Raw genomic sequence first — 12,340 nt, forward strand, 5'->3', positions numbered from 1 at the left:
AATTTCAGGTATATTTTCGGCCTTGATTATATAAGGAGCGTTATCTTTATTAACATTTTTCCTTCATAAAAAAACAAACGGACGTAGGAATACTGTATGAAGCCTCATGGCAGCCTTATTGTATGCTGTATCATTTTTCTTACGCTCTTCGGAGCGGATGCGAAGGTTTGGGGCTATAACGGGCTGACTGACGTAACGACACTTACAATACAAGATCAGGAGGTTGTTCAAGACAGCACTCAGGTTGTTTTTGATTGGATAGTACAGGCCCAGCAGTACCGCAGGCATGCAAAACCGGACTCCGCAGCCCTCATGCTGGATGCAGCTGAATCCTATCTTGCACGCAATCCGCATGAAAACCTGAGCTATATGCTGTTTACAGAGCGCGGTTTTCTGTATCGGGAGCTTGGTCAATACGATGAAGCCATACAAAGCTTCAGAAGTATTTTTCAGATCATTAGTGAAAACGATGTCCACCGCAATGCGGTAGTGCACAACAGCATTGCAACCCTCTTGAGAGAGACAGGTGAATTCATAGCTGCCATCGAATACCACGAACACTCATTGTATTTCAGAAATCAGGTTGAAAGCGGCGGGGAGCTTGGGCTTGCAGCATCTTACCTGAATTATGCGCGCACATTTGATGATCTGAACCGGTACAATCAAAGCCTTCAGATGTATGAAAGAGCCATGCATTATGCCGCTGCTGTTAATCACCAAAGACTATCCATGGAGATCATGGTCAGTTTCGGAAATGCTTTAACACATCTTGGAAATAATGATGCTGCCAAACTTTATTACCTGCAGGGGCTCGAAATTGCCAGTGAGCTGAATGAAACCTGGGTTAGTGCGGTCATTTATACAGCCTTGGGAAGGGTGCACCTCAACCTCGGTGAAGACGAGCGCGCAAAAGAAAACTATGAAAGCTCCTTTAATTTAGTCCAGGGAATTTCCCTGCCTTGGATTGTACGCATCTACCTGCAGTATCTTGACTTTTTGCTGGAAACAGGTGATACGGAAACAGCGGCAGTGGTTGCCGGACAGCTTGAGGGCTTTATTGACGGGTTAGGCTCCGCACTTGAAAAAGCTGATTTTACAGCGCATAAAGCATACCTAAAGTATCTCAAAGGTGATTTTGTACTTGCTGCCAGGTATTTCAGCCATGCTGATATCTCCTACGCCAAAATGGACCCCTACCGGGTCAATCCCCGCTTTTATTTCCGTAAAGCATTTAACCTTATGGCCATAAGCGATGAAGCGGGCATTATATCAGCACGTCAGGCGCTTGCCTACCTGGACACATACAGGCTTGGGCTTGCGATGACGGGCGGTATGCGCGCCGAATTTTTTAGCGGCCTGAGCAGATATGTATCCGAGCTTGCTCTGGTCCATCTCCGGAGGGGTGAAGCAGAACAGGCGTTTGAAATTGCAGAACAGCTGAAATCGCGCGCATTTACGGAGGACCTCAACTTCGCCAATGTACTGCAGGAGGCACTGGTGGAAAGTGACCGGGAAAATGACTTTAGCGCCCTGCAATCCAGAATTATTTTTCTTGAAAATCAGGTGCTCGAGGCTGAAGATCAGCCGTCGCGGGATGCGCTCAACCTGGAAATTGAGCAGGAGCGTATACGGGTAGAAGGTTTGTTTGCTCAGCTTGCTGCAAGAAATCCTGCTATCAGAGAGCTGATTGCCCCTCCTATCATTAGCCTGCATCAGGCGCGTGCCGCACTCGATCGCGGTTCCGCAGGCCTGCACATTATAAGCGGAACCCATGCAACCGGATTCCTTCTTTTTTCACGCTCCGGCTATGAAGTAGCGGTTTCCCCGCTTGGACATGAAGAGCTAACCGATGAAATAACACAGCTGAGAGAAGCCCTAATTACAAAGCTTCCCTTAAATGAGTTAAACCCTTTACTCGAACAGGCAACCCACGACCTTTTTCCTGAGGAAATACGAGAAGCGCTGGTTAGTTTCGACAGCATTCAAATTTCTGTTGACGGGGTTTGGGCCTACCTGCCGGTATCCGCACTCAGATATAATGGCGCTTATCTGGTTGAGTCGCATCTGATTTACTTCACGCCTTCATTTACGGCACGGGCTTTACTGAAGGAGCGCTATCAAAATAACAGCAATGCCACCCAAAAGGCGCTGGTATTTGCAAACCCTAAATTAGCTGGTGCAGAACACACCCTGCAGTCGCGAAATATGCTCCGGGAAGCACAAAGCCTGCGTCAACTGCCGTTTGGGGAACTTGAAGGAAGATGGGTAAACACCTTTTTCCCAGGGGTAGTTGAGCTTAAGTCAGGTGAAGAAGCTTCTGATTACGCCTTACTGAGTACAGAGCTATCCCCATTTAGCCTCATCCATTTTGCGGTGCATGGCATCATGGACGAGCGTAATCCGAGATATTCCGGTTTGGTACTTTCGGCTTCGGTGAATGACCTGAATAATCCGGCGCTTTCCGCGAACGGATTTCTGCGCGAATCAGTGATTAACGGACTCCGCCTGAATGCGGATATTGTCGTACTAAGTGCGTGTAATACCGGTATCGGGAAAATTATGAGCGGTGAAGGGGTACTCGGACTCCAACGTGCATTCCTGAATGCGGGCAGCAGTCAGGTTGCTGTAACCCTATGGAGCGTTGAGGATCGTTCAACATCCCTGCTGATGCGCAGTTTTTACCAAAACCTAAATTTACAGGATGCAGCACGGAGCCGCTTTTTCCGCAGGAGCGAAGCCCTAAATTATCCCCTCGCACTTCGTGAAGCGCAGCTAAGTATGCTGGATAATCCGCAGTATAACCATCCTGTTAACTGGGCTTCTTTTGTTATTACCGGAAAGTAAGCTGAAGCTGAAGCGATGAGGAAGAGTTTATTTGGCGCGGTCAGTATTGGCTGATTCTACGAGCAAAAGCAAATGCTGAAGCTGTTTGGAAAGCTCTGGTTCGCCGGCTTCCATATGTCCGTTTATCAGGTTGCGGATAAAACGCGTAAGCATCGAATAGGGACTCGCTGTCTCGTAATATTGCGGAAAAATCCGGATTCTGCTGTTTTTCAGAAAGAGATCACATTGCTCTTTAGTCAGGATACTACCCTGATTAAACGGATCGATTATGATGCTTTCATTGGCAGGTGTTATAAACTTCACTAAAAAATGCAACGGCATATTCATACCGTAAAACGGCAGCTTGAGACGCTCTGCAACAAACAGCATCACAAAAGCAAGCGACAACGGGATGCCCTGCCTTTTGCGAAGCACCTCGTGCATGTAGGAATGTTCGGGGTGCAGGAATTTACTGCTGCAGCCTTTATATCCGTTCTGCTCGAAAATAAAATGGGTAAAAGCCAGCATTCGGGATTCGGCGGTATCCGCGCGGCGTAACGGCACCGAGGCTTCCTGAGCAAGGGCATCAAGCAGTTCACGATAGGGACGAATGCGCAGGGTTGGATTTTTGAAGCGGGAAAAAAGAAAAACCGCATCTTCAAGCTCTTCCATTGTGTGAACGCCTTGGGCTGCGAGCTCTGCGACTTCTTCCTGCAGGCTGTCAAAAGTAACGCTTCTGATGACCGCTTCAGCTTCTTTTTTGAGAGCTTCGTCTTTGGTGTCTGCCATAAACCTGTCGAGCTGCGGAACTACAGCTTCCCCCATCTGCACGAGGCGTTTGGTAACCGTATCCCGTATTTCAGGTGCAGGATCGTCGAATAACTGAATGAGCGCCTTTATTTCGCGCTGCAGTGTGTCTTGTGCGTTCAAAACAGATCTGGAAATTGAGTTGGGATAAACATCATCAGCGTCGCATATCAACGTTAAAAGCAACGGAAACATCCCGTTGGATGTTGGTGTTGATTGATTTTATTTTTTGCTTTTGCTGCCCGCTTAGCTGAGAAATACAAAACAAAAAGGGTATCATAAGCGGCCTTTTTGCCGCGGCTCTCCAGGTTTGGCGTCAAAAAGCTAAACATCACATATAAAGATAGCTATCACATGAGATTTTATTCAAGAAAACTGATTAAGCCCGAAGACCTCAATCCCAATCACACCCTGTTCGGAGGAAGCCTGCTTCGGTGGATTGATGAAGAAGCGGCCATTTTTGCAATTTGTCAGCTCCAGACCGATAAACTCGTGACCAAGTTTATTTCAGAGATCAATTTTATCAGTTCGGCGCGGGCAGGTGATATTATTGAAATGGGGATGGAGGTCATTAAGTTCGGCACCACCTCCATCACCTTTAGGTGTGAAGTGCGAAATAAATTCAACAAAAACAAAATTATAACGATAGATAAAATTGTTTTTGTCCACGTTGATGAAAACGGACGCCCAAAAGCACACGGTATTACGAGCGAATCCGAACCCGCTGAAGATCAGGCGTATGAGCCTGCATGAGCTAAACTGAGCCGCTACCGGTTGGCTTTTTCGAACAGAAAACGCATCATGGCCCGGTACTCCGGGGTAATCTCTATACCACGTCTTTCCATCATGCGTCCGGCCGTTTCCATGGCTTTATCGAATTTGTAAATATCTTCACCGTTTTTGGTCAGCCAGCGAAATGATTTAATGTGTTTGGGAGGGAAATCTCCCAATACAATATTCGAACAAACACCGCACACCGTACCGGTATTAAGCATCGTATTGATAGCGGTCTTGGAATGGTCGCCCATGATGGTGCCGCAAAACTGCAGGCCTGTATCGTAATCCTTCCCCGTTTCCCATTCGGTCAGGCGCACATTACTGTAGTTGTTTTTAAGATTCGAGTTGTTGGTATCAGCACCCAGATTGCACCATTCACCAATAGCTGAGTTGCCAAGAAAACCATCGTGCCCCTTATTGGAATAGGCCTGCATGACCACATTCTGAAGCTCCCCGCCCGCTTTACACCAGGGCCCGATAGTCGTATCACCGTAGATTTTAGCCCCCATTTTTATGGTAGCATGACTGCAGACGGCTACAGGACCGCGCAGCATCGCACCTGACATTATAGTAGCCTTTTCACCTATATAAACGGGCCCATCTCCGGCCATAATTATACTTCCGGGCTCAATAACAGCTCCGTCTTTTACGTAAACCTGATACGGGCTTTGGAAGTGAACGCCCGGATACTTTTTCTCATCCACCGTGCGGAGTTTGGCTTTGAGAAGGCTGATATCAGCCTGAACCTGTTCCCCGTTAAAGGCAAAAACCTGCCAGGGGGCATCGAGCAGGGTGCCGTGTTCGGTATCTGAAAAGCTGATCTCGGCACCGGGAAGGCTTCCCGCGTTAAAAATGCTCACACTACGGGTACCATCCATGCGCATAGCTACGGGTGTATGCTTATGCATCAGTCCTTCGTCGGTGCTGAGCTGCAGTATCTCGCCCAACACCTGATGATCGGGCAGGAAGCGCCCGTTTATCCAGATACAATCCGCTGAGGGATCTATTTCGGGCGCCGGATAAACCCCTGCCATATACTCCGGCATCTGACGCGTCACTAAATCGGGTGATAAATAGTGCTCCCACTTTTCTGTGATGGTTAAAATTCCGACCCGAACCATATTGGATGGTTTCGTGAGGGTCAGGGGCATGAGACGGGTCGCACGGGTATCATCAAAAAAACAGAGTTGCATGGAAAGCTCAGCTGATTTGGGTAGCGGTTAATGTGGGGACGAAGCCTGATGTGACTATCGCTGTGAGGCCATAACTAACATTCAATATAGGAATATACAGACTTGTTTGCCGGTTCGGGTTCGGGTTCGGGGTCCGGTTTGTGTCCAAACAAAAACAGATGTGTCATGGAATACCATCGCAAGTTTCAGCAAAGAAGAACAGACGGTCCCATCATTGCACGCCATTTTTCATAGCCGCAAGGCCGCTTTCAACAGAACGTAATTATTTTTAAATTATGTAGTTGTTCCGGTTTAGTTCAGCAGGCTGTATGGGTAGCTCTATGCACACATGCCCCTATATCCGGTTATGTACACCCCAAAGAAACATTCATAAACCAAATACCCTTATGTGCGGAATAGTAGGATACATAGGATTTCGCGAAGCTTCTGATGTAATCATCAAAGGCCTTAAAAGATTAGAATACAGAGGCTATGACTCGGCGGGAATCGCCATATTGAACGGGACGCTTGTCGTTCGTAAAGGAAAAGGCAAAGTCGCTAACCTTGAGAGTCTGATATCACAAACAAACGTAAAAGGCACCATAGGAATTGGCCACACACGATGGGCAACACATGGTGAACCCAACGATATCAATGCACACCCGCACTGGGACGGAAGTCAGAATTTCGCCATTGTCCACAATGGCATCATCGAAAATTATGACGCCCTCAAGCAGGAACTGCAAAACAAAGGCCATGAATTTCAGGGCGAAACAGATACAGAAGTACTTGCACACCTGATTCAGGAAATCAAAGAAGTTACCGACGTCGATTTTGAAACCGCAGTTCAGATGGCGCTCAAACAGGTTGACGGCACCTACGGGCTTGCAATTGTCAATAAAAATGAGCGGGATAAAATCATCGTTGCCCGCAAAGGCTCACCCTTGTTGCTGGGTATTGGCGATGACGAAGTCTTCATTGCCTCTGACGCCTCACCTATTATCGAATACACCAACAAGGTCGTGTATCTTGATGATGATGAGATGGCCATCATAAGCCGCGATGGCTATCAGGTAAAAACCATCTCCAATGTAGCGCTCAGCAAAGAAGTTCATGAGCTCGAAATGAGCATCGAGCAAATCGAGAAAGGTGGTTTCCCGCACTTCATGCTTAAGGAAATCCACGAGCAAAGCGAAACCATTGCAGACTGCATGCGCGGACGTCTCGTGGTCGAAGACAACAAAATTGTATTGGGCGGTATTTCTGCCGTTACCGATCGTCTGGTAAATGCCCGCCGGCTCATTATCGCGGCTTGCGGTACAAGCTGGCACGCCGGTTTGGTTGGGGAATACCTGATAGAAAGCCTGGCCAAAATGTCAGTCGAAGTGGAGTACGCCTCAGAGTTTCGCTACCGGGATCCGCTCATCACCGAAGAAGACGTCATGCTCGTTATTTCGCAAAGCGGTGAGACCGCCGATACGCTCGCTGCGGTACGCGAAGCCCGTTCCAAAGGCGCGCTGGTGCTGGGTATCTGCAACGTAGTTGGCTCAACGATTGCCCGCGAAACAGACGCCGGTATTTATACGCACGCAGGTCCTGAGATCGGGGTAGCTTCTACCAAGGCTTTCACCGCTCAGGTAACTGTACTCGCTATGATGGCAATTTTGCTGGGACAGCGCCGGGCTAAGCTCGATGAAAAAGAATCCGCTTCCATCATCAAAGCCATGAGCGAAATACCCGCAAAAGTGGCCGAAATCATGACGAAGTTTGATGAAGTTGACGCTATTGCACGTTTGTTTGCCTATGCGCCCAACTTCCTTTACCTCGGCCGCAGCTACAATTTCCCCGTAGCACTTGAAGGTGCGCTCAAGCTCAAAGAAATCTCTTACATACACGCTGAGGGGTATCCGGCCGCTGAAATGAAGCACGGACCAATCGCCCTGATCGATGAGCTCATGCCTGTTGTGGTACTCGCTGCCGCAGATCATACCAACGACAAAATGATCAGCAATATCGAAGAAGTGCGGGCACGCAAGGGACGCGTTATCGCTATTACAACCGATAACAATCAGGATGTGCAGCGTCTCTCAGAATTCTCCATTACGGTTCCGGAAACGCATGATTTGCTGACTCCGCTGTTAACGGTAATTCCGCTGCAGATTTTGTCGTATCAGATTGCGGTATATCGCAAATGCAACGTGGATCAGCCCCGCAATCTCGCCAAGAGCGTTACTGTGGAATAGTTGGTTCCCGATTTCTGTTATAAAGGCAGTATTTCCACACGGAAGTACTGCCTTTTGTTTTTTGCGCTTTTTTTGTTTCGATGGAAGTCAACGAGCCCTCATGAAAATCATTCACATTAAAAACATGGTTTGTCCGCGATGTGTTGAAGCGGTACGGCAAACCCTCTCAGGCATGCAGCTCAAGCCCGACTCGGTTTCCTTAGGCAAAACTGTATTCAGCCAGCCTTTGCAGCCGGAACAGCTCGGTACACTCGAAGAAAAACTGAAGGCACTGGGTTTTGAACTCATCCGGCCCGAAGCGGCAGATTTGCCCGCACAAATCAGAAGCGCTGTAATCCGCTATCAACAGTTGCTGGAAGAAGGGAAAGTGAACGGCCTGTTATCCGCATTTCTCGGCTCAAAGCTCCATAAAAATTACAGCTATCTGAGCGAGCAGTTTTCCAGGGCAGGCGGCCAAACCATCACACAGTACCACGAAAAACTGCGCACCGAGCGGGCCAAAGAACTTCTTGAGCTTGGGCAGCTATCGGTAGGAGAAATTGCGCTCACACTGGGATACAGTTCGTCTCAGCATTTCTCGGGACGCTTCAGAGAACAGACCGGCTACAGTCCCACAGCCTGGCGTGAGAAGGGCGGGCCGCGCAAATCACTGGACGCGATTTAGCAGAGAATCCGTGCCGGTTTGGAAGTCATCACCCAAAAAATATATACAAAGTGCCGGCAATCACGAACGCCTTAACAGAACGGTATGCTTAGTTTTAACCCACATTATTCACAATTAAACAGAAAATATTTTCTAAATTCATGTTTATATTCTACTTAGTAAAAACAACGATAACCCAAATTTGAGTGTGGTGTAAAGACTGCACACCGAGCGAAGCGATTCCCGCGCAGCGAAATTTCCCCGCTGGCTGCGTTGAAGCTGAAAACTCATGCTCAGGGTACTTAGGTACCCTTCCGCTGAATTTTCAGCTTCGCCTTGCCAGCAAGAAAATTTCTTGGTGAATAATGCGGGTTAACCCATACCTGACTTATTTATGCAAACCCCGCACAATATGGAAACAATCAAAACAGCTGACCGCATCCGGCTTGATATCAAGGGCATGAGTTGCGCGAGCTGCGTAACCGGGGTGGAGAAAGCACTCGCGCGCGTAGAAGGCGTATCAGAAGTTAGTGTAAACCTTGCCACGAATCAGGCTGAAATTGTCTGTGATGATGACCTCATCTCTTACGAAAGCCTGATTCAGGCCGTAGATGATGCGGGCTTTGAAGCGGCGCTGCCGGAATCAGGCCGTAAGAACGGAGCCGCCCATCGTCTGAAAATCAAGGGCATGAGCTGCGCAAGCTGCGTAGCAGGGGTCGAAAAAGCCATCGCCAAAGTGCCCGGCACGGGTGATGTTTCCGTAAACCTTGCGACTTCCGAAGCCCGCTTCACCCGCGATGGTGCAGATACCGAGGCGGTCATTCAGGCCATTGAGGCCGCGGGCTTTGAAGCGGAGATCATCCGTAATGATTCTGTCGCTGAGCTTTCGGCCTCAAAAACCGATCAGAGTTTTCGCCGCCGCTTCCTGATTGCCCTCCCCCTCGCGCTGCTGGTAAGCGTGATGGATATGGGACCCATGTTCATTCACAGCTGGCACGAGGCCATTCACCCGATCCTGTTTGAGTGGAACCTTGCGCAGCTTGTGCTCACGGGCTTCATCATGTTTTATGCGGGGCGTCAGTTCTTTACCGGGGCATGGAAGGCGATCCGGCGCAAAAGCGCGGATATGAACGTGCTCGTTGCCGTCGGTACGGGGGCGGCTTTTTTGTTCAGCGGCTACGCGACTTTTTTTGGTCGCGAAGGCGCGCTGGTGGAGCCGATGGACGTGTATTTCGACACCGCGGCCGTCATTATTGCGCTGATTTTGCTGGGACGCTGGATGGAAGAGCGCGCCCGTGATAAAAGCCGCGACGCCCTGGGCGGACTCCTGAAACTAACCCCGCCCCGCGCACACCGCATTGACGCACAGGGCGAGCCGGTCACCATCACCCTGGATCAGGTACGTACCGGCGATGAGCTCCTCGTGAAAGCCTTTGAGCAGGTTCCGGTTGACGGCGAAATCCTGAGCGGCACACCCTCTCTCGACGAATCTATGATGACCGGCGAAAGCGTGCCCGCCGATAAACAGCCCGGCGATGCCGTAACCGGCGGCACCCGGAACACGGCGCAGTCCTTCCGGATGAAGGCCATCGCCGTGGGCAAAGAAACCGCCCTTGCCCGCCTCATTGAGGCTGTTCGGCGTGCACAGGGCTCCAAGCCGCCCATTCAGCGCCTTGTTGACAAGCTTTCCGCTGTATTTGTGCCGGTTGTAATTGTAATCGCCCTCATCACGCTTTTAGGTTGGATGTTTGTGGAAGGGAATCCTGCCAAAGCAGTAGTCAACATGGTTGCCGTGCTGATTATCGCCTGCCCCTGTGCGCTTGGACTCGCTACGCCAACCGGCATTATGGTCGGCTCGGGCCGGGCCGCTGAGAAGGGCATTCTCATCAAAGATGCGGTTACGCTGGAAGAAGCACGCAAGGCCGATGTCATCCTTCTCGATAAAACCGGCACCCTCACTACAGGTGAAATGCAGCTGACCGGAATCCACACGCTTTCGGATTTTTCAGAAAAGGAATTACTGCACCTGGCCGGATCTGTAGAGCAGGAATCAGACCATCCCATTGCGCAGGCAGTCGTTCGCTATACCAAATCGAAAGAAATAAAGCTTTCCCGCGCGGAGCAGACCGAAACGCAGGCCGGCACAGGCATTCGCGGACTCGTGGAAGGAAAGCAGGTGCAGATCGGATCCGTTGCACTTCTGAACGAAACCGGGAATGACGCCGCCATCCGTACCCTCATCAGCGACTGGCAGGAAGCCGGCCGCACGGTGCTGGTTGTGCTTATTGACGGTACGATTGCGGGTCTTCTCAGCATTAGTGATGAGCCCCGGGAAGACGCCGCAGCATTTGTGGAACAGCTCAAAGCGCTGGACATTCTGCCCGTCATGGTAACCGGCGATCAGGAAAAGACCGCGCGCTATGTGGCCGGAAAGCTGGGCATGGAGCAGGTCCGCTTCGGTGTAAAGCCTGACGAAAAAGCCGAAGTCGTGAAATACTATCAGCAGCAGGGCAAGCATGTAGCGATGGTCGGCGACGGCATCAACGACGCTGCAGCGCTGGTACAGGCCGATCTGGGCATCGCGCTTAGCAGCGGCACTGACCTCGCGGTTTCATCCGCTGATATCACCATTGCCGGTGCGAGTCTGGCTAAAGTAGTGGAAGCCATCACGCTTTCACGCAACGTGCTGCGGATCATACGGCAGAACCTGTTCTGGGCATTTGTGTACAACAGCGTCGGCATTCCGCTGGCCGCTTTTGGGATTCTCAGCCCGATGTTCGCTGCCCTTGCTATGGCGCTCAGCTCTGTAAGCGTGGTCAGCAACAGCCTTCGCATCCGAAAATTGTAAGACAAACCCGTATATTGATCACCAAAGATTAATCAAAACTAAAATTACCCGCATCTTGTCAGTTTAGGCTTACTTAACTATATTCGTCATTCGTTCATTGGACTCACGAATACAAATGTTAGGGATTTGCCATGAGAAGGAACAAAATGACCGTCCTGAAAGTAGGGCTCGTATTCCTTGTTGTTCTGGTAATGATTGTGGGCTAAATAAGTCTCAGTTATTATGGAAGATACAATTAATATTCGCGTGGAAGGAATGACCTGTGATGGTTGTTCCTCCCGCCTCAAAAAACAACTCGAGAAGCACCCTCAGATTCAGAAAGCCGAAGTCGATCACGTGAATGGTATCGCGATGATTGCCGGCGAAGTAACCGAAGCCATGGTTGCAGAAATTGTGGAAGCAACTGGTTTCACCTATAAAGGCCCGGATGTAGTTAACTGATCGCATGCTTCTTACCGGTCAGACATACCACCCGAAAATCAGCATCATGCTCCTTCTGAGTATGATGCTTTTTTTGCTGGCACCCGTTGGGGAAGCCGCAGCTGGTTTTTGGGGCGGAGAATGTCCGGTTGAACTGGCGCGTAAAAACACCGCAGCTGCAACACAAATGAGCTGTTGCCCGTCCGATAATCAGGAACGTCTTCAGCCTCAGCATACGGTTCAGAACGGGTCGGTCTTTGATGGTTACCAGGCCTTCATCCCGACACAGAACGGAATGGGCTGTGATACCGCTGCAGCCTCCACATCCTGCTGCGCGGCCTGCGACTGCTGGATCGACGCCTCTGACGCTGCTGCCGCTGCCATCCCCGCTGTTGTACCAAGAACCGGTTTTGAGAAACTACAGCTTGAAGCTCAGGTAAAGCTTCACGTATCATTCTTCCTGAACTTCGTTGCTAAGGTTACCCGTTCAGAAGCGGTCAATGAACGCCTTCAGCACGCTGATTCAAATCAAAAGCCTTCTCTCGCAGCCGCCCTTCCGCTGCGCGTAGCCTACTGCTGCTACCTCATTTGATATGAGAAAAGCCGG

General features: G+C 50.0%; 9 protein-coding genes. 7 read left to right on the plus strand and 2 right to left on the minus strand.

The features are described from left to right. The first annotated feature begins 96 nt into the window (after positions 1 to 96). A complete protein-coding gene (locus tag CYPRO_RS01210; RefSeq protein ID WP_114982779.1) occupies positions 97 to 2,844 on the plus strand; it encodes a CHAT domain-containing protein in 2,748 nt (915 codons plus the stop codon). A gap of 27 nt (positions 2,845 to 2,871) precedes the next feature. Here CYPRO_RS01210 and CYPRO_RS01215 read toward each other — a convergent pair whose 3' ends face one another. After that, the gene (locus CYPRO_RS01215; RefSeq protein ID WP_164682437.1) at positions 2,872 to 3,753 is read right to left on the minus strand and encodes a transglutaminase family protein; all 882 of its coding nucleotides are present in this window, start codon (positions 3,751 to 3,753) and stop codon (positions 2,872 to 2,874) included. A gap of 231 nt (positions 3,754 to 3,984) precedes the next feature. On the opposite strand from CYPRO_RS01215, the gene CYPRO_RS01220 reads away from it, so the two are divergent. Next, positions 3,985 to 4,383 (plus strand): acyl-CoA thioesterase, encoded by a 399-nt coding sequence (locus tag CYPRO_RS01220; RefSeq protein WP_114982783.1) that lies wholly within the window; start codon positions 3,985 to 3,987, stop codon positions 4,381 to 4,383. Between the two features lie 14 nt (positions 4,384 to 4,397). Here the strand turns inward: CYPRO_RS01220 and CYPRO_RS01225 are convergent, their stop codons facing one another. Further along, the gene (locus CYPRO_RS01225) at positions 4,398 to 5,600 is read right to left on the minus strand and encodes a putative sugar nucleotidyl transferase (RefSeq protein ID WP_114982786.1); all 1,203 of its coding nucleotides are present in this window, start codon (positions 5,598 to 5,600) and stop codon (positions 4,398 to 4,400) included. A gap of 386 nt (positions 5,601 to 5,986) precedes the next feature. Here CYPRO_RS01225 and glmS point away from each other — a divergent pair, with 386 nt between their 5' ends. The 5 genes from glmS (at position 5,987) to CYPRO_RS01250 (ending at position 12,325) form a co-directional block, all read left to right on the plus strand. Next, on the plus strand, positions 5,987 to 7,822 hold the full coding sequence (gene glmS, locus CYPRO_RS01230) for a glutamine--fructose-6-phosphate transaminase (isomerizing) (RefSeq protein WP_114982788.1): 1,836 nt from the start codon (positions 5,987 to 5,989) through the stop codon (positions 7,820 to 7,822). 100 nt (positions 7,823 to 7,922) lie between these two features. After that, entirely contained in the window at positions 7,923 to 8,486 is a 564-nt protein-coding gene (locus tag CYPRO_RS01235) for a helix-turn-helix transcriptional regulator (protein WP_114982790.1), read from the plus strand. Positions 8,487 to 8,877: 391 nt separating this feature from the next. Then, a complete protein-coding gene (locus tag CYPRO_RS01240) occupies positions 8,878 to 11,313 on the plus strand; it encodes a heavy metal translocating P-type ATPase (RefSeq protein WP_164682438.1) in 2,436 nt (811 codons plus the stop codon). 222 nt (positions 11,314 to 11,535) lie between these two features. Then, positions 11,536 to 11,754 (plus strand): heavy-metal-associated domain-containing protein, encoded by a 219-nt coding sequence (locus tag CYPRO_RS01245; RefSeq protein WP_114982794.1) that lies wholly within the window; start codon positions 11,536 to 11,538, stop codon positions 11,752 to 11,754. Positions 11,755 to 11,800: 46 nt separating this feature from the next. Beyond that, a complete protein-coding gene (locus tag CYPRO_RS01250; protein WP_124245474.1) occupies positions 11,801 to 12,325 on the plus strand; it encodes a hypothetical protein in 525 nt (174 codons plus the stop codon). Positions 12,326 to 12,340 lie beyond the last annotated feature (15 nt).

Source organism: Cyclonatronum proteinivorum, assembly GCF_003353065.1.
GTDB classification, from domain to species: Bacteria; Bacteroidota; Rhodothermia; order Balneolales; family Cyclonatronaceae; genus Cyclonatronum; species Cyclonatronum proteinivorum.